The 18,467-nt window shown below is 74.3% G+C and carries 12 protein-coding genes; 6 read left to right on the top strand and 6 right to left on the bottom strand.

Translation table 11 applies throughout. The features are described 5' to 3' along the window. The first annotated feature begins 129 nt into the window (after positions 1–129). The gene (locus tag ACFC1T_RS28535; protein WP_375893038.1) at positions 130–672 is read left to right on the top strand and encodes a GtrA family protein; all 543 of its coding nucleotides are present in this window, start codon (positions 130–132) and stop codon (positions 670–672) included. Between the two features lie 180 nt (positions 673–852). Beyond that, positions 853–2,067: an ROK family protein gene (locus tag ACFC1T_RS28530; protein WP_375893036.1), complete on the top strand. Its 1,215-nt coding sequence runs from the start codon at positions 853–855 to the stop codon at positions 2,065–2,067. A gap of 79 nt (positions 2,068–2,146) precedes the next feature. Here ACFC1T_RS28530 and ACFC1T_RS28525 read toward each other — a convergent pair whose 3' ends face one another. Then, a complete protein-coding gene (locus tag ACFC1T_RS28525) occupies positions 2,147–3,196 on the bottom strand; it encodes an ABC transporter permease (RefSeq protein ID WP_375893035.1) in 1,050 nt (349 codons plus the stop codon). Positions 3,197–3,495: 299 nt separating this feature from the next. On the opposite strand from ACFC1T_RS28525, the gene ACFC1T_RS28520 reads away from it, so the two are divergent. Next, entirely contained in the window at positions 3,496–5,052 is a 1,557-nt protein-coding gene (locus ACFC1T_RS28520; protein ID WP_375893033.1) for an MDR family MFS transporter, read from the top strand. A gap of 93 nt (positions 5,053–5,145) precedes the next feature. On the opposite strand, the gene ACFC1T_RS28515 is transcribed toward ACFC1T_RS28520, so the two are convergent. Further along, complete coding sequence (locus ACFC1T_RS28515) at positions 5,146–5,394, bottom strand: hypothetical protein (RefSeq protein WP_375893031.1); 249 nt, start codon at positions 5,392–5,394, stop codon at positions 5,146–5,148. Between the two features lie 26 nt (positions 5,395–5,420). Continuing rightward, the gene (locus ACFC1T_RS28510; protein ID WP_375893030.1) at positions 5,421–6,602 is read right to left on the bottom strand and encodes an anion permease; all 1,182 of its coding nucleotides are present in this window, start codon (positions 6,600–6,602) and stop codon (positions 5,421–5,423) included. A gap of 376 nt (positions 6,603–6,978) precedes the next feature. Between ACFC1T_RS28510 and ACFC1T_RS28505 the strand changes: the two genes are divergently transcribed. Beyond that, entirely contained in the window at positions 6,979–8,535 is a 1,557-nt protein-coding gene (locus ACFC1T_RS28505; protein ID WP_375893028.1) for an NlpC/P60 family protein, read from the top strand. Positions 8,536–8,619: 84 nt separating this feature from the next. On the opposite strand, the gene ACFC1T_RS28500 is transcribed toward ACFC1T_RS28505, so the two are convergent. Further along, positions 8,620–10,905, bottom strand: a complete 2,286-nt coding sequence (locus tag ACFC1T_RS28500; RefSeq protein WP_375893027.1) for an FdhF/YdeP family oxidoreductase — start codon at positions 10,903–10,905, stop codon at positions 8,620–8,622. A 150-nt stretch (positions 10,906–11,055) separates the two neighbouring features. Between ACFC1T_RS28500 and ACFC1T_RS28495 the strand changes: the two genes are divergently transcribed. Both ACFC1T_RS28495 and ACFC1T_RS28490 read left to right on the top strand, forming a co-directional pair. Next, on the top strand, positions 11,056–12,915 hold the full coding sequence (locus ACFC1T_RS28495; RefSeq protein WP_375893026.1) for a protein kinase: 1,860 nt from the start codon (positions 11,056–11,058) through the stop codon (positions 12,913–12,915). Between the two features lie 70 nt (positions 12,916–12,985). Continuing rightward, a complete protein-coding gene (locus ACFC1T_RS28490; RefSeq protein WP_375893024.1) occupies positions 12,986–14,872 on the top strand; it encodes a protein kinase in 1,887 nt (628 codons plus the stop codon). A gap of 45 nt (positions 14,873–14,917) precedes the next feature. Here ACFC1T_RS28490 and ACFC1T_RS28485 read toward each other — a convergent pair whose 3' ends face one another. Both ACFC1T_RS28485 and ACFC1T_RS28480 read right to left on the bottom strand, forming a co-directional pair. Then, entirely contained in the window at positions 14,918–16,846 is a 1,929-nt protein-coding gene (locus tag ACFC1T_RS28485) for an FAD/NAD(P)-binding protein (protein ID WP_375893023.1), read from the bottom strand. Beyond that, on the bottom strand, positions 16,843–17,826 hold the full coding sequence (locus tag ACFC1T_RS28480; protein ID WP_375893021.1) for an amino acid ABC transporter permease: 984 nt from the start codon (positions 17,824–17,826) through the stop codon (positions 16,843–16,845). Before ACFC1T_RS28480 ends, ACFC1T_RS28485 begins: the two co-directional genes overlap by 4 nt. Positions 17,827–18,467 lie beyond the last annotated feature (641 nt).

The following is an 18,467-nucleotide window of genomic DNA, read 5'->3' as shown; positions in this document are numbered from 1 at the left end:
CGCCGTGCGCGAGTGGGTGGCGCTGGCCCTGGCGCCGGCCGGGGTGCGGGCCGCCGCGGCGGGGGGGGGGGGGCGGGGCCGGACCGGCGGACCCGCCGCCCCGCCCCCGCCGCGTGCCACACTGCGGAGATGCCGTCCCCCACGCAGCGCGTCCTGGCCCGGGTGCCGGCGCGGCTGCGGCCGTTCCTGGTGCGGCACCGCCGGCTGGTGAAGTTCCTGACGGTCGGCAGCGGCTGCTTCGTCCTCACCACGGTGATCGACGTCGAGCTCAAGTTCACCGTCCTGCAGCACCAGCCGGTGGTGGCCCTGACGGTGGCGACGGTGATCGCCACCGTCGTCTCCTACGTGCTCAACCGCCGCTGGGCCTTCCGGACGGACGGGCGCCGACCGGAGGCCCTGCTGTTCTTCCTGGTCAGCGCGGTGGCGATCGGCGTCAACGACATCCCGCTGGCGCTCTCCCGGTACGCCCTCGACCTGCGCGAGCCGTACGTCGACCCGTTCCAGCAGGAGGTCGCCGACTTCCTCAGCGGGATGGTGGTCGGCACCTTCGTCGCCATGCTGTTCCGCTTCTGGGCGATGCGGCGCTGGGTCTTCACCAGCCCCGCCGCCCGGGCGCACGCGGAGCCGGAACCCGGTTACGCTGCACCCGAGATGCCACGGGATGTGCCATAGGGCGTGTCTTGCGGATCCCTGCCGGGTCCGCGACGCCAGGGCACGCACCTCGCCGCGTTGTCGTCGGTCGCCCGATGCTCCGCATCGCCTCCCTCCTCCGCCTTGCGATGCACGCACCCCGACGCCGCGGCCCATCCGACAAGATCCACAAGACACGCCCTACGACCGTGAGGTGAGGTTATGCGCGGGGAGCCGGACGGCGTCCGGACCGGGCCCGCCAGTCAGCAGGGGATGCGCCGGGCCAACCTGGCCCTGGTGCTCGGCCTGATCGCGCGCGGCCCCCGCTCGCGCGCCGAGGTGGCCGCCGGAACCGGGCTGACCAGGGCCGCGGTCTCCTCGCTCGCCGAACAGCTGATCTCGGCCGGCCTGGTCGTCGAGGAGGGCCCGGCCGCCCCCAGCGGCAAGGTCGGCCGCCCCGGCACCGCGCTCGGCCTCAACCCGCTCGGGCCCGGCGGCCTCGGCGCCGAGATCGGGGTCCGCCACCTGGGCGTCTGCGTGGTCGACCTGCGCGGCGAGGTCCGGGCCTGGCGGCGCGAGGAGAGCGCCAACCACGGCCGGGAACCCGCCGCGGTGATGGCCGACCTGGCCCGGCTGGTGCGCTCGGCCGTCGCCGAGTCCGGCCTGCGCCCGGCCGGGCTGACCCTGGCCGTGCCCGGGCTGGTCGGCAGCGGCGGGGTGCTCCAGCGGGCCGCCAACCTCGGCTGGCAGGACGTCCCGCTGGCCGCCGAACTGCGCCCGGCGCTGCGCGTGGTCGGCGACGGCCTGGCCGAGCTTCCGGTCGACGCGGACAACGAGGCCAACCTCGGCGGCCTGGCCGAACGCTGGCTGGGCGAGGGCCCGGAGGACTTCCTCTACGTCTCCGCGGAGGCCGGCGTCGGCGCCGCCGTGGTGGTCGGCGGCCGGCTGCTGCGCGGGGCGCGCGGCTACGCGGGCGAGCTGGGCCACGTGCCCGTCCACCCGGAGGGGCGGCGCTGCGCCTGCGGGTCGCACGGCTGCCTGGAGCAGTACGCGGGCGAGGCGGCGGTGCTGCGGGCGGCCGGGCTGGCCGGGGTGCGCGGGGACTGGGTGACGCTGCTCGCCGAACGCGCCGGCGCCGGGGACGAGCCGGTCCGGGCGGCGCTGGCCGGGGCCGGTGCCGCGCTCGGCATCGCCGCCGCCGGGGCGGTCAACCTGCTGGACCCGGCCGAGGTGGTGCTGGGCGGCGGCTACGCCCGGCTGGCGCCCTGGCTGCTGCCGGCGATGCGGCACGAGCTGGCGGCCCGGGTGACGGTCCGGCCCTGGGCGCAGGACCGGCTGACGGTCTCCCGGCTCGGCCGGCGCGGGCCGCTGCTGGGGGCGGCGGTGGGCGTGGTGCGCGCGATCGTCGCCGACCCGGGGCCGCTCACGGGCGGCTGAGGCACGGACCCGCAGGAACGACCGGGCCCCTCGCCGCGGTCGCGGCGAGGGGCCCGGTGGTACGCGGGGGAGCGGCGGCTCAGGCCGCGGCGGGCGCCTCGGCGTCGAGCTCGCGCCCGGCCTCGCGCGGGGTGCGCAGGACGGCCAGGAAGGCGACGGCGATGCCGACCAGCGCCCAGACCACCAGGACCAGGATCGGCATGCCCAGGTTGGTGGAGCCGAAGTAGGCGATCGACTTGGTGGCGCTGGTGCCGGCGCCGTTGGGGATCAGCGAACCGATCGCCCGCCAGAACGGCGGCATCATCGGGGCCGGGTAGACGCCGCCGGCGCTCGGGTTGCCGAGCACCACGAAGACCAGCACCGCGAGGCCGATGCCGATGATGCCGAACAGGCACTGCAGGGCCATGGTGAAGGCGCCGACGGTGAACACCACCAGGGCGCCGATGGCGGTCAGCGACAGGATCGATCCGGGCATCGCGTCCAGGACCGGCCCGGCGATGACCGTGCCGCCGAGGCCGGCGCCGACCGAGTACAGCGCGAGGACGCCGAGGCGGATCAGCAGGCGGTGGAGGTTGGCCGGCTTGGAGCCGGCGCTGATGCCGAGGATGGAGGCGACCAGGTAGCCGCCGACGCACCAGCCGATGACCAGGTAGAAGGCGGTCAGGCCGTTGGTGTCGCCCTTGGCGAGCGGCACGACGTCCTCGACCTTGACGGTGCGGCCCTGGGACTTGTCCAGCGCGGTGGTGATGCTCTCGGCGGCCTTGGCGGCCGAGGTGCCGCGGGCGCCGGCGGTCAGCAGGGTGTCCTCGGTGCCGGTCGGGTTCACGACCAGCGCGGCGTAGATCTTCTGGTCCTTGATCTGCTGGGTCGCCGTCTCGGCGTCCGGCGCGGTGACCGGCTTGACCGCCTCGTCCGGCACCGACTCCAGGGCCTGGACCAGCTTGGGCGTGACCTGCGGCGGGGCGACCACCGCGATCGACAGCTGGTGCGGGGCCGGGTGGTGCAGCGCCCCGACGTACGAGGTGATGAACCCGAGCTGCAGCAGCAGCACGCCGATCACCAGCAGTGCCGCACGCGGTGTGACCGCGCCCTTCAGTTCGGCGACGAATCCCTGCCCCGGGGCGGTCATCCACATCTCCTTGCGTATCGGCGGAAAACGGATACTTAATACCATGAACTAACTCGCTTGTCCTACCTCCCTCGCCGGTTCTCGGCCACGGTCGCCGGGCGGTGCCGACGCCGTGGCGGACGAGGAACGCCTGGTGGTGACGGGGCGTCGGGTCGGGGCGGGGGCCCGACGGGCCGCGGGGGAGTGGCGGAACTCTCACGTCGGGCGGGGCTTTACTTGGACTTGAAGAAGGTTGCCTTACTCAACTATCGGTCGTATGGTTGCTTAAGGCAACGAATTTTCCCGCGCGAAGGACCCAGATGACCGTGACCGCCCAGGCCTCGACCGGAGCCGCAGCCGCCGTCGACGACGACCGCCCGATGACCCACCGGCAGGTGATGGAGGCGCTGTCCGGCCTGCTGCTCGGCCTGTTCGTGGCCGTGCTCTCGTCGACCGTCGTCTCCAACGCCCTGCCGCACATCCTCACCGACCTGCACGGCGGCCAGTCCGCCTACACCTGGGTGATCACCGCGGCCCTGCTCACGCTGACCGCCTCCACCCCGATCTGGGGCAAGCTCTCCGACCTGGCCAGCAAGAAGCTGCTGCTCCAGATCGCCCTGCTGATCTACATCGCCACCTCCGCGCTGGCCGGGCTCTCGCAGAACACCGGCGAACTGATCGCCTGCCGCGCCCTCCAGGGCATCGGCGCCGGCGGCGTCGTCGCGCTCGGCCAGATCTGCCTGGCCGCGATGGTCCCGCCGCGCGAGCGCGGCCGGTACAGCGGCTACTTCGGCGCGGTGTTCGCCCTCGCCACCATCGGCGGCCCGCTGATCGGCGGCGTCATCGTCGACACCTCCTGGCTCGGCTGGCGCTGGTGCTTCTACGTCGGCATCCCGTTCGCGCTGGCCGCGATCCTGGTGGTGCAGCGCACCCTCAAGCTGCCGGTGGTCAAGCGCCCGGCGAAGATCGACTACCTGGGCGCGCTGGTCATCACCGGCGCCGTCAGCCTGCTGATGATCTGGATCACGCTGGCCGGCACCAACTACCCGTGGCTGTCCTGGCAGACCGCGGCCATGGTCGGCGGCGGCCTGCTGCTGGCCGCGCTGGCCGTCGTGGTCGAGCGCCGCGCCGCCGAGCCGGTCATCCCGCCGTCGCTGTTCAAGTACCGCACCGTCACCCTGGCCGCGATCGCGAGCGTGCTGGTCGGCGTCGGGATGTACGGCGCGACCACCTTCCTCAGCCAGTACTTCCAGCTGGCCCGGGACAAGTCCCCGACGACGGCCGGCCTGATGACGCTGCCGATGATCATCGGCCTGGCGGTCTCCTCCGCGGTGGCCGGCCGGCTGATCACCAAGTACGGCAAGTGGAAGGCCTACCTGGTCGCCGGCACCGCGCTGCTCGCGATCGGCTTCGGCCTGCTCGGCACCGCCCGGGCCGACACCGACTACGGGCTGCTCTCCCTCTACATGGCGCTCACCGGCATCGGCCTCGGCCTGACCAGCCAGAACCTGGTGCTCGCGGTGCAGAACACGGTGCCCCGGCACGAGCTCGGCGCGGCCAGCTCCGTCGTCACCTTCTTCCGCACCATGGGCGGCGCGATGGGCGTCTCCGCGCTGGGCGCGCTGATGTCCAACAAGGTCGGCCACTACCTGGCCGAGAACCTCGCCGCGGCCCACATCCCGGCCGGGGCCGCGGCCTCCGGCGGCGGCATCCCGGACCTGGCGAAGCTGCCGGCCCCGATCCTGCCGCTGGTCACCGACGCCTTCGGCCACGGCGTCGGCACGGTCTTCCTGTGGGCCGCGCCCTTCGCGGCGCTGGCCTTCGTCACCGTGCTGTTCATCCGGGAGACCGCCCTGCGGACCACCCAGGAGAGCTGACCGGGGACGGGGAACGCGCGGGCGCGAACGCCGACGGGCCGGGGAGAGTTGGACTCTCCCCGGCCCGTCGGCGTTGCTCGGTGCCGTGACGCCTTACGGCGCCGCGATCAGCACCAGGCCGTAGACCACGGCGCAGGCGCAGAGCGCGAAGCAGGCGTACGCGCCGGCCAGCAGGGCCGGCCTGCCGCCGCCGGCCGCCTGACCGCCCGCCTCACGGGAGCTCAGCGCGGCCTCCCGGCGGGACAGTGCCAGGATGCCGAGGGCGAAGACGGCGACCACGGCGACGGTGACGCCGAAGCTGATGCCGGCGGTCTGGGCCAGGGCGTTCCACTTGATGTGCATGGTGAAGGCTCCTCGATCGACGGCGCTCAGGCCGCGACCGTGGTCGAGGCGGGGGTGGGGGCGGCGGTGGCCGGGGTGGTGGCGACCTCGACCGGGGTGACCTCGGGGACGTCGTTGACGTTGTCCGCGCCGACCGGCTGGCGGCGGGAGATCATCCACATCGTGGCCGAACCGGCCACCAGCACGGCACCGACCAGGGCGACGCCCCAGGCGCCCTGGCGGGCCAGCGCGGCGGCCCCGCCGGCGACCAGGCCGGCGGCCGGCAGGGTCAGGCCCCAGGTGTAGACCATGCGGCGGACCAGGCTCCAGCGCAGCTCCGGCTTCGGGCCGCCGAGGCCGGCGCCCATGATGCCGCCGGTGCAGACCTGGGTGGTGGAGAGGCCGAAGCCCATGTGCGAGGAGGTCAGGATGACGGTGGAGACGGCCGACTCGGAGGCGAAGCCCTGCAGCGGCTTGATGTCCGCCAGGCCCTTGCCCATCGAGCGGATGATCCGCCAGCCGCCCATGTAGGTGCCGAGCGCGATCGCGGCGCCCGCCGAGACGATCACCCAGGTGGGGGGCAGCGCGCCGTGCGGCAGGGCGCCGACCGAGACCAGGGTCAGGGTGATGATGCCCATCGTCTTCTGGGCGTCGTTGGTGCCGTGCGCCAGCGAGATCAGCGAGGAGGAGAAGATCTGGCCGGTCTTGAAGCCCTTGTCGGTCGCGGCGCCGTTGCCCTTGCGGGTGATCGCGTAGGCCAGCTTGGTGGCGCCCCAGGAGGCGAGGCCGGCGACCAGGGGGGAGGCGACCGCCGGGATGATGATCTTGGTGATCACGGTGTCGAAGTTGACGCCGTTCATCCCGACGCCGACGATCGTGGCGCCGATCAGGCCGCCGTACAGGGCGTGCGAGGAGCTGGACGGCAGGCCGCGCAGCCAGGTCAGCAGGTTCCAGAGGATCGCGCCCGCCAGGGCGGCGAAGATCACCTCGGGGTGGATGCCGGCCTTCTCGTTGACGATGCCACCGGAGATGGTGGTGGCGACCTTCACCGACAGGAACGCGCCTGCGAAGTTCAGCAGGGCCGCGATGGTGACCGCGACCTTCGGACGAAGGGCCCCGGTCGCGATCGCGGTGGCGGACGCGTTGGCGGTGTCGTGGAACCCGTTGGTGAAGTCGAAGGCGAGCGCCGTGATGATCACAACGGCTACCAGGAACGAGATGTGTTCCATACCCAAACAATCGTCGTAGTTGTCGCACGGACGTTGATGACGTCGCGACCGTAGGTCTGTTGGGTAAACGGAAGGTGAACTGAGCCGGGAATCGTGGTTCCGCTGGTGGCCCACCGGTGTCCGGGAGCTTTCGGAGGGGTGACCTGGGCCGCGCTGAGCTGGACATTAGCGGAGAACGTCCTGGTTCGCCCCCGTTTGCTGAGACCTGTCTCACAACAGCCGTGCGGATCGACGGATCAATCGAGAATTAACCTCCTGGTCCGCGTGCGCCCTGTTTCCGGCGAGTAACCCGTGGGAGGATCTGCGGGATCGTCCCCGGGGAGCCCGCGGACGGCGCCACCGGGGCAGGGCAGGGCAAGGGCGGGGAGGACCACCCATGGGCGGGGCTGCACAGCGCACGGAGACGTCAGGAGTGCGCCCCTGGGTGCGGGCCGCCCTGAGGTGCGGAGCCGTCCTCGCGGCCGCCGCCCTCGCGCTGCCGGTCGCCGCCCAGGCCGCGTACGCCGCACCCGACCCGGGCGCCGGCATCGCCGTCGCCCCCGGAGCCGACCCGCTCGCCGCGGCCAAGGCCACCCTCGGCCCGCTGCTCGACCAGCTGCACGGGCTCTACCAGAGCGCCGAGGCCGCCACCGAGCAGTACAACGGCGCGGTCGCCAAGGTCACCGAGCAGCAGACCACGCTCACCGACCTCCAGGGCAAGCTCGACAAGCAGCAGAAGCAGGTCGACGCCGGGACGGACATCGCCTCCCAGCTCGCCGCCGCCCAGTACCGCAACGGCGCCTCCTCCGCCTACGCCGAGCTGCTGCTCTCCAAGGACCCGTACGAGGCCGTCACCATCGCCGAACTGCTCGCCGCGGCCAGCCGCTCGCAGTCCGAGTTCCTGGACAAGCTGAAGGCCGACCGGGACGCGCTCGACGGCTTGAAGAAGCAGACCGAGGAAGCCCTCAAGACCTCGCAGGCGCTGGTCGTCCAGCAGGACGCCGCCAAGGCCAAGGTCACGGCCGACCTCGCCTCGGTCGAACAGCTGGTCTCCTCGCTCACCGGCGCCCAGCGCACCGAACTCGAACAGCTGGAGAAGGCCAAGGCCGACGAGGCCCAGCTCGCCTTCCTCGCCTCCGGGGCCCTCGGCAAGGGCGAACGCACCCCCTCGCTGGCCGGCCGCGGCGCCGTCGCCTTCGCGCTCGCCCAGCTCGGCAAGCCGTACCTGTGGGGCGGCACCGGCCCGGACTCCTACGACTGCTCCGGCCTCACCTCGCAGGCCTGGCTGCACGCCGGCAAGCCGATCCCGCGCACCAGCCAGGAGCAGTGGGCGCAGCTGCCGCACGTCCCGCTGAACCAGCTGCGGCCCGGCGACCTGGTGGTCTACTTCCAGGACGCCTCGCACGTCGCGATGTACATCGGCGGCGGACTCGTCGTCCAGGCGCCGCGGCCGGGTGCGTTCATCAAGGTCTCGCCGGTCGGCTCGATGGCGATCCTCGGCGCCGTCCGCCCCGACCCGGACGGCGCGTCCGACGACGCCGGCGGCGCCTGGAAGGTGCCGGACCTGCCGAAGGGCTGGGACACCGTCACCCCGATCGCGCCGAGCCCGGCCAACCAGACCCCGGCCCCGCCGGCCCCCGGCGGCACCCCGGCCACGCCCACCCCGGGCGGCACCGGCACGCCGACCGGGACGCCGTCCGGCACCGGCACCCCGACCCAGACGCCGACCGACCCGGGCACGCCGACCGGGACGCCCACCGGTACCCCGACCCAGACGCCGACGGGCACGCCGACCCAGACGCCGAGCGACAAGCCCACCCCGACCCCGACGGGCACCCCGACCGGCACCGGGACGCCCTCCGGCACCGGCAGCCCGAGCGGCACCGGCTCGGCGAGCGCCCCCGCGCCGGGCAGCCCCAGCGCGACGCTGCCGCTGGGCGGCCTGCTGCACTGACCGCGCACGGCCCGGCACGGAGGAGGCCGCCCCGCGTCCCAGGACGCCGGGCGGCCTCTCCCGTGCCGGGCCGGGGGAAGGGCCCTACCCGGCCGCGCCGGTGTCGGGCTCGAAGCGGATCACCACGGCCTTGGAGGTCGGGGTGTTGCTGATGTCGGCCGTGGAGTCGAGCGGCACCAGCACGTTGGTCTCGGGGTAGTAGGCCGCCGCGCCGCCGCGGGCGACGGGGTAGTGGACGACCCGGAAGTGCGGGGCGCGGCGTTCGGTGCCGTCCGTCCACTCGCTGACCAGGTCGACGTACCGGCCCTCGGCGAGGTCGAGTTCGGCGGCGTCCGCCGGGTTGACCAGGACGACGCGGCGGCCGCCCTTGATCCCGCGGTAGCGGTCGTCCAGGCCGTAGATCGTGGTGTTGTACTGGTCGTGCGAGCGCAGGGTCTGCAGCAGCAGCCGGCCCGGCGGGACCTCGGGGGCGGTCAGCGGGTTGACCGTGAAGTTGGCCTTCCCGGTGGCGGTGGGGAAGGTGCGGGTGTCCCGGGGGCCGTGCGGGAGGGTGAAGCCGCCGGGGCGGCGGACCTTCTCGTTGAAGTCCTCGAAGCCCGGCACCACCCGGGCGATCCGGGCGCGCAGGGTGTCGTAGTCGGTCGCGAAGTCCTCCCACGGCAGGGTGTCCCGCGGGCCGAGGACGGCGCGGGCGAGGCGGCAGACGATCGCCGTCTCGGAGAGCAGTCCCGGCGCGGGCGGGCGCAGTCCGCCGCGCGAGGAGTGGACCTGGCCCATCGAGTCCTCGACGCTGACGAACTGGGCGCCGGCGGCGGTGACGTCCCGGTCGGTGCGGCCCAGGGTGGGCAGGATCAGGGCGCGGGCGCCGGTGACCACGTGCGAGCGGTTGAGCTTGGTGGAGACGTGGACGGTCAGCCGGCAGCGGCGCATCGCGGCCTCGGTGACCTCGGTGTCCGGGGTCGCGGCGACGAAGTTGCCGCCCATCGCGAAGAACACCTTGACCTTGCCGTCGCGCATCGCGCGGATGGTGTCCACCGAGTCGAGGCCGTGCGCGCGCGGCGGCTCGAAGCCGAACTCGTTCTCCAGCGCGTCGAGGAAGGCCTTGGCGGGCCGCTCGAAGATGCCCATGGTGCGGTCGCCCTGGACGTTGCTGTGCCCGCGCACCGGGCAGACCCCGGCGCCCGGGCGGCCCACGTTGCCGCGCAGCAGCAGGAAGTTGACCACCTCGCGGATGGTCGGCACCGCGTGCTTGTGCTGGGTGAGGCCCATCGCCCAGCAGACGATGATCTTCTTCGAGGCCAGCACCAGCCGGCCGAGCTCCTCGATCTGCTCCCAGGGCAGACCGGTCGCCGCGAGCACCTCGTCGCGGTCCGTCTTCCCGGCCTGCTCCTCGAACTCCTCGAAACCGTGGCAGTGTTCGGCGACGAAGGCGCGGTCGACGCCGTCCGCCTCCAGGATCATCCGGTTGAGCGCGCGGAACAGTGCCAGGTCGCCGCCGAGGCGGATCTGCAGGAAGAGGTCGGTCAGCTTGGTGCCGTGGCCGACCAGGCCGCGGGCGTTCTGCGGGTTCTTGAACCGCTCCAGGCCCGCCTCCGGCAGCGGGTTGACGCTCACCACGGTGGCGCCGGCCCGCTTGGCGCGCTCCAGCGCGGAGAGCATCCGGGGGTGGTTGGTGCCCGGGTTCTGGCCGGCCACGATGATCAGGTCGGCCTGGTAGAGGTCCTTGAGGCTGACGCTGCCCTTGCCGACGCCGAGCGTCTCGGTGAGCGCCGAACCGGACGACTCGTGGCACATGTTGGAGCAGTCCGGCAGGTTGTTGGTGCCGAGCCGGCGGGCGAACAGCTGGTACGCGAAGGCGGCCTCGTTGCTGGTGCGGCCGGAGGTGTAGAAGGCGGCGCCGTCCGGGGTGTCCAGGGCGCGCAGCTCCTCGGCGATCAGCGCGAAGGCGTCGTCCCAGGAGACCGGGGTGTAGTGGGTGGCGCCCTCGTCCAGCAGCATCGGCTCGGTGAGCCGGCCCTGCTGGCCCAGCCAGTAGCCGGAGCGGTCGGCCAGGTCGGCGACCGGGTGGGCGGCGAAGAACTCGGCCCGGATCCGGCGCTCGGTGGCCTCCTCGGCGACGGCCTTGGCGCCGTTCTCGCAGAACTCGGCGGTGTGGGTCTTCCCCGGCTCCGGCCAGGCGCAGCCGGGGCAGTCGAAGCCGTCCGGCTGGTTGACCTTGCGCAGGGTGGCGAGGGTGCGCCGGGCGCCCATCTGCTCGGCGGCCATCCGCAGGCTGTGACCGACGGCGGGCAGGCCGGCGGCCGCGTGCTGGGGCGCGGACACCTCGGGGGCGTCCTGCACCGGGTCGCTCTGCGGGGCCTGCTTGGCCATGACTGCGCTCCTCGGGCTGTACGGGTGGAGCCGTCGCACCGTCGCGGGGCTCCTCCCCATCCTTCCACCTGGGCCGTCGGGTGGGGAGGGCCGTCGGGTGGGGAGGGCCGTCGGTAGAGTCTGGGCGTCACCACGGGAGGGGGAGGGCGCGTGCGAGTCGGGGACGTTCTGGACGGCCGGTACGAGCTGCAGGAGAAGCTCGGCCAGGGCGGGTTCGGAGTGGTCTGGCGGGCCCAGGACACCCGGATGCGGCGACCGGTGGCGGTCAAGGTCATCGGGCACCACGGCGGCGACCGGGCGAAGGCCGCACTGCGCTTCGTCCGGGAGGCCTGCGCGGCCGGGAACCTCTCGCACCCGCACATCGTCACCGTGCACGACCTGGGGCAGAGCGAACTCGGCGACCAGCAGGTCACCTTCCTGGTGATGGAGCTGCTCACCGGCCGCACCCTGACCGAGGTGCTCCGGGCCGGACCGCCCGAGCCCGCGCTCAGCCTGCGCTGGGGGCGGGAGATCTGCGGGGCCCTGGCGGCCGCGCACGACGCGGGCATGGTGCACCGGGACATCAAGCCGGACAACGTGATGATCACCGACGCCGGGCACCTCAAGGTGCTGGACTTCGGCATCGCCCAGCTGGACACCGGCGCCGGCGGGCTGACCACCACCGGCACGATCGTCGGCAGCCCCGCCTACATGGCGCCGGAGCGCTGGACCGGCGGCCGGGTGGACGGGCGGGCGGACCTCTACGCGCTGGGCTGCGTCCTGGTCGAACTCTTCACCGGGGCACGGCCGTTCGGCGGGGACTCGACGCCGGTGCTGATGTACCAGCACCTCAACGAGCCGCCCCCGGCGCTCGACCCGGCCCGGTTCGGGCTGCCGCCGCAGGTGGCCGGGCTGGTCGCGGAGCTGCTGGCGAAGGAGCCGGCGGAGCGGCCGGCCGACGCCCGGACGGTCGAGCGGCGGCTCGCCGAGCTGGCCACGCCTGCTGCGCCCGTCGCCCCTGCTGCGCCCATCGTCCCTGCTGTGCCCGCTGCTCCGGCCGTGCCGCCCGCGCCGCCCGCGGTGCCGCCGGTCGTACCGCCGGCGCGGCCCGTGCCTTCGGTGCCTTCGCCGCCTGCGGTGCCGCCCGCGGCTCCCGCGGCTCCCGCGATTCCTGCGGCGCCCTCCGTACTGTCCCCGCTGACCACCCCGCCGGTGGTCGCGGCCCCCGCGTCCGAGGACGCCGTCCGGGCCGGGCTGCGCGAGCGCCGGGCGGCCGCGTACCGGGCCGCGACGGCGGGCGAGTCGGCGATCCTGCTGCAGGCGGTCGCCCAGGAGAGCGTCACCGCGCTCGGCGCGGCCGACCGGGACACTCTGGGCGCCTGGCGGGACTTCACCTGGTACCTCAGCCGGACCGGGGACCTGGACGGCGCGATCCGGCTGCTCTCCAGCGTGGTGGCCGACATGCGCTCCGCGCTCGGCCCGACCGACCCGGACACTCTCGGAGCCCGCTACCACCTCGCCTGGTGCATCGGCGAGAGCGGTTCGGCGGTCACCGCGGTCCGGCTGCTGCGCGAACTGCTGCCCGACCTGGCCGCGGTCTGGGGCCCGCAGGACGGCCGGGTCCTCAAGGCCCGGCACGACCTCGCCGTCCACCAGGCCAACCGGGGCGACCTCCAGGGCGCGGTGGTGCACTTGCACGGGCTGCTGCCCGAACTGGCCCGGGCCCTGGGCGACCACCACCCGAGCACCGTCCAGGCCTGGCAGGACCTGGCCGGCTACCAGCAGCGGCTGGCGCAGACCGGCCGCAAGGGCGGCGGCCACCGCCGCCGGGCGCCGCGGATGAGCCCGATCGAGGCCCTGGTGCTGGTCCGGCGGCTGCGGGTGTGGGACTTCGGCACCGACGAGGAGGCGGCCGCCTGCGTCGGCGCGCTGGAGCGGGGCATCGGCCTCAAGGGCGTCGCCGACCTGGTGTTCGAGGCGCCGGACCACGTCTCGGACGAGGACGTGGTGGAGGAGATCTTCGGTCCCTGAGGGCGGGGCGGGCCGCTGCCCGGGCCGCTCGCTAGAGTCGGTGGGTACACAGCCGATGGGGGGAGGGCAGGTGCGGGTCGGTGACGTCCTCGACGACCGGTACGAGCTCCAGGAGAAGCTCGGCCAGGGCGGGTTCGGGGTGGTCTGGCGGGCTCAGGACACCCGGGTCGGGCGGCCGGTGGCGGTCAAGGTCATCCGGCACGACGACGGCGACCAGGCGAAGGCCGCGCTGCGGTTCGCCCGGGAGGCCTCGGCGGCGGGCAACCTGTCGCACCCGCACATCGTCACGGTGCACGACCTCGGCCACGGCGAGGCCGACGAGCAGCAGGTCACCTACCTGGTGATGGAGTTGCTCACCGGCCGCACCCTGACCCAGGTGATCCGGGAGGGCCGGCCGGATCCGCAGGTGGGCCTGCGCTGGGCCCGGCAGATCTGCGAGGCGCTGGCGGCCGCGCACGACGCGGGGATGGTCCACCGGGACATCAAGCCGGACAACGTGATGATCACCGAGGACGGCCTGCCCAAGGTGCTGGACTTCGGCATCGCCCAACTGGACGTCGGGGCCAGCGGGTTGACCACCGTCGGAACGGTGATCGGCAGCCCGCCGTACATGGCGCCGGAGCGGTGGACCGGCGGCCGGGTGGACGGGCGGGCGGACCTCTACGCGCTGGGCTGCGTCCTGGTCGAACTCTTCACCGGGAAGCGGCTGTTCACCGGGGACTCGACGCCGGTGCTGATGTACCAGCACCTCAACGAGCCGCCCCCGGCGGTGGATCCGGTGAAGTACGGTCTGCCGCTCCGGCTCCCCGAGCTGTTGGGCCGGTTGCTGGCGAAGGAGCCGGCGGAGCGGCCGGCCGATGCCCGGACGGTCGCCCGGTGCTTCGCGGACCTGGCGGAGGGCCGGGAGCTGCCGCCGACGGCGACACCGGTCGACCGGGTCGGGTCGGACTCGGCTGCCCCGGAAGCGACTGCCCCGGACCCGACGGTCCTGGAGTCGGCCGCCCCGGAGCCGGCCGCCCCGAGAGCGGCGCCGGTGAAGCGGTCCGCGCCCGTCCGGCGGCGTGCTCCGGCCCGGGAGCCGAGGCTCCGGCCGGTGGGGCGGCCCGCGCTGCTGTACCCGGCTCCCCGGCAGATCGGGCGCCCCGTCGAACCGCCCGTGCCGGTCGAGGACGCGGCGGTCGTCCGGGCCCGGTTGGAGCGGGTCGTGCGCACGGCGCGGGACGAGCGTCCCGCGCTGGCCGCGCACCAGCTGCGACCGGTGGTGGAGGCCGCCGTACGGGCGCTCGGCGGGGCCGATCCGGAGGTGGTCGCCGCTCGGCGGGACCTCGCGCGGTGCCTCGGCAGGTCCGGCCGCCAGGCCGAGGGGGTCCGGCAACTGGAGGGCCTGATCGAGGACTTGACCTCGGCGTCCGGGCCGATCGATCCGGTCACCCTGGACGCGCGGTACGCGCTGACCGCACTGGTCCGGGAGTGCGGCCGCCCGGTCACCGCGATCCGGCTGCTCACCGCGCTGCTGCCCGCGCTGAGGTCGGCCCAGGGCCCGCGCGGTCCGCTCGTCCTCCAGGCCGGGGCCGACCTCGCGGCCTGCCAGGCCGGGCGGGGCGACTTCGCGGGCGCGGCGGCCCGGCTGGAGGAGCTGCTGCCCCAGCTGGTCGAGGCCTTCGGCCCGACCGACCGGCGGTGCACCCAGGCCCGGCTGGACCTGGCGGAGTACCGGCAGCGGGCCCGGTCCCACCGCGGGCCGAACCGGCTCGCCCGGGCCTGGCGGGCGCGGATCGACCGCGACCGGGTGCTGGGGCTGGTCGGGTGGATCCGGAAGGCCGGCCAGGAGCCCGTCCCGGAGCTGGTGCGCGAGCTGGAGCGCGGGACGGGCGTCAAGGGGGCCGGGGAACGGGTGATCTCCGCGCCGCCCTTCGTCACGGACGAGGACCTGGTGGCGGAGATCCTCGGCCCCTGAACTCCTGACCCCCCGGGGACCGGCCACCGCTCCGCCCCCCGGGTCTCACCCCACCAGGGCCGCCGCCGGGAGTGCGGCCAGGGCACGGAGCAGGGCCCGGGCGGCGGCGTCGTTCTGGCGGAAGCCCGGGGCGTTGGTGCGGGGCCGGGCGAAGGCGGCGGCCGCCCGGAGGCTGGTGTGCGGGCCGAGCGCGGTGCGGCGCGGGTGCGGGGCGCCGTCCAGGGCCGGGTCGATCAGCCGGCTGTCGGCGGGGTCGATGGTGACCAGCCCGGAGCGGTGGGTGTGTTCCGCGTCGCTCACCACCTCCTCCGCGACCCGCCCGGTGCGGTGCAGCGAGTCCAGCACCGGGTCGAGGGTGCGGGCCAGCGCGTGCTTGGGCAGGTACGCCTCGACCAGCGCGGTGGCGGTGACGGTGTGGCCGGGCACGGTGGCGCCGGAGGCCCGCCAGGTGCCGGTGGCCTCGTCCCGTTCGATCCGTACGCCCGCGCCGAGGAAGCGCACCACCCCGGCCTCGGAGAGCGCGAGCAGCTGGCGCAGCCGGAAGCCGGGCGGGCCGGAGGCGAGGAAGCTGAAGTAGCCGAAGAACCACTCGTCGACGTCCTCGGCGACCGAGCGGGCGGTGAGCCGGCCGGAGGCGAGGATCCGGGGGAGCTGGCCGAACAGCGACAGCAGGGCGAGGAAGGCGCCCAGGTCGGCGCTGTGGGCCGGGTCGGCGCGGCGGTCGGCGTCGGCGGTGACGTAGGCGCGCAGGTGGGTCTGGAGCTCCTCGGCGGAGCCGAGTTCGAGCCCGGCCAGCGGGTGGTCGAGCCGTTCGAAGTCGATCCGGTCGGCCGGGTCGGGGACGGCCTCGGCGACGAGTGCGGCCAGTTCGGGGGAGTACCAGTCGTGCCGGTCGTACCGGGCGAGGAACGCGGTCCAGGGCAGCGCGGTGCGCTCCGGGTGGGCGTGGAACAGCTCGTGGTAGTGCCCGAAGCCGACCTCCTTGGCCATCGACGGCCAGACGTCACGGCGCAGCCGCAGCGGTCGGCCAGTGGCGAGCAGGGCGTCCACGGCGGCCGCGTCGAAGTACCGGGGGAGCGGGGCGGGCGGCCCCTGGAGCCGGTAGTCGGTCTTGGAGTGGTAGGGCACGCCGCGCCGGGAGCCCAGGTGCAGCACCGGTTCGCGGCCGGACGGGAGGTAGCGCAGGGCGGGCCCGTCCCCGGTGGGTTCGAAGCGGCCGCCGCGCCCCTCGGTGAGCATCGCGACCAGGTCGACGGAGGCCAGGCCGAAGCCGCGCAGCGCCACCTGCTCGCCGGGGGCGATCCGGGCCAACTCGGCCTCGACGTCGGCGGAGTAGGCGGGTGGCAGGTGGAAGCGGCCGTGCCGGGCGGCGAAGGCGGCGTCCTCGGCGTACCGGGGGTGCGGGGCGGAGTCGAGGTGGCCGAGGGTGAGGGTGACGTGGTCGGCGGTGAGGGTGGTGCCGTCCAGGTGGACGGTCTGCGGGCCGTCGGCCGGTCCGTCGATCCGCCGGACGGTGGCCCGGTGGACGGTGACCGTGACGTGGGCCGGCAGGTCGGCGACGGCGCGGCGGAACACCCAGTCCAGGTAGGCGCTCTGGGCGCGCCGGGTGGGGAAGTCGGTGGGCGCCAGGGTGCTCAGCTCGGCCCGTACGGCCGGGTCGGCGACCTCCCGGTAGGGCGCGAACTCCCGTTGCCGCAGGGCCCATTCGGCCAGTGAGGGGCCGGGGCGGACCGGGCCCTCGACGGTGGAGCGCTCGTCGGTGAACATGGTGACGTCCTCGGCCATCGAGTTCATCCGCAGCAGCGGGGACTGGTCGTGGCGCCAGATCCGGCCCGCGCCGGGCGGGTACGGGTCGACCAGGTGGATCTCCAACGGCCGGTCGGCGGGCAGGAGTTCGGCCGCGTTGGCGGCGATCCGCTCCAGCAGTCCGGTGCCGCGCGGCCCGGCGCCGACGATCACGAGCGTCGTCGTCATGCCCGGACCACCCGGGCGAGGGCGGCGCGGGCGCGCTGCAGCGGGGTGGGCGGCAGGCCGTCCCGGCTGGCGCCCCTGGCGAAGTGGCGTTCGACGTAGTACTGGCCGATCGACAGCACGGTGGTGACCACCAGGTACCAGAGGGTGGCGACCATCAGCATCGGGATGACCTGGTAGGACTGCAGGTAGACCAGTTGCACCGAGTAGAGCAGGTCGGAGACGGCCAGCACGCTGACGATGCTGGTGCCCTTGAGCGCCCCGATCAGCATGTTCCCGGCGCTCGGCACGATCGCGCGCATCGCCTGCGGCACCACGATCCGGCGCAGCACCCGCCACCGGCCGAGCCCGAGCGCGGCGGCCGCCTCCAGCTGGCCGCGGTCGACGGACAGGATGCCGCCGCGGATCACCTCGGCGGCGTACGCGCTCTCCAGCAGGGTGAGGCCGATGACGGCGGTCAGGGTGGGGCCGATCAGGTTGACGGTCTTGACCGTGACGAACTCGGGGCCGAAGGGGATGCCGAGGCCGAGCGTCGGGTAGAGCGCGCCGATGTTGAAGAAGAACAGCAGCTGCACCAGCGGCGGGGTGGAGCGGAAGATCCAGATGTAGCCCCAACTGAGCGTGCGCAGCACCGGGTTGGTGGACAGCCGCATGGTGGCGAGGACGGTGCCGAGGACGAAGCCGAGGGCGAGGGTGACGGCGGTCAGCCACAGGGTGAGGGTCAGGCCGTCGAGGACGGACCGGGCGGTGAACCACTCGGCGACCACGTCCCACTGGAAGGCCTTGTTGCGGACCACCGAGCCGACCGCCATCGCGGCCAGCAGCAGGGCGACGGCCGCGGCGATCCACTGCCCGGGCCTGCGGCGGGCGACGATCCGGGCCTCGGGGGGTGGTGGCGGGCTCCCGGTGAGGGCGGGGGCGAGGGCGGGTGCGGGTACGGGGACCGGTGCGGGGGCGGGCAGGACGTCCTGCGGGGTGGCCATGGCGGCGGCTCCTGGGCGGAGTGCGGGCGGGGAGAGGTACGGGTGTGATCACGTACGGGCCCTCGGGCACCGGCCCGCGTCCCTCAACGCGTCCGGCGCAGCGCACTGCACTCCGCGTCGATCGTACGCATGCGCGATCGACGGCTGTCAAGGGTGATCGGGGGCCGGCCGGGGCGCGGTCGGGGCCGCCCGGGGGTGGGGGGAGAAGCGACAGGAGATCGCAACAGTGCGGCAATGATGCACGGTTGACGTACCGCTCGGCCGACTGCTCAACTTGAGGCCATGTACGCCGAGCAGCCCCTGGTCACCCGCGACCACATCGACTTCGGTCGGGTGTGGTCCGCGGCGTGTCGCGGCTGACCCGGCAGCGGGCCGCCCGTCCGGCCCTGAATCCCTTCGGGGAGACCTCCCTCGGTGTGCCCCGTCGCGGGCCGGGAACCATGGTCCGTCGCGGTAGTTGACGGATCGTCAGGCGCACGCTGCCGCCTCGCCTCCACCGCCCTCGTTCTGCGCTCCGGCAGTTCCGCTCGCGTCCGTCCTCCTCCCGCGCTCCTCCTCCCGCGCTCCTCCTCCCGCGTCCGCGCCACCGCATGCCCGTTCCACCGCCCCGCGCCCGACGGCCGCGCCCCGCCGCGGCCGCC

This window comes from Kitasatospora sp. NPDC056076 (assembly GCF_042266305.1).
Classification (GTDB): Bacteria; Actinomycetota; Actinomycetes; order Streptomycetales; family Streptomycetaceae; genus Kitasatospora.
The sequence above is the reverse complement of the archived record's forward strand: the minus strand, read 5'-3'. Positions and strand labels throughout refer to the sequence as shown.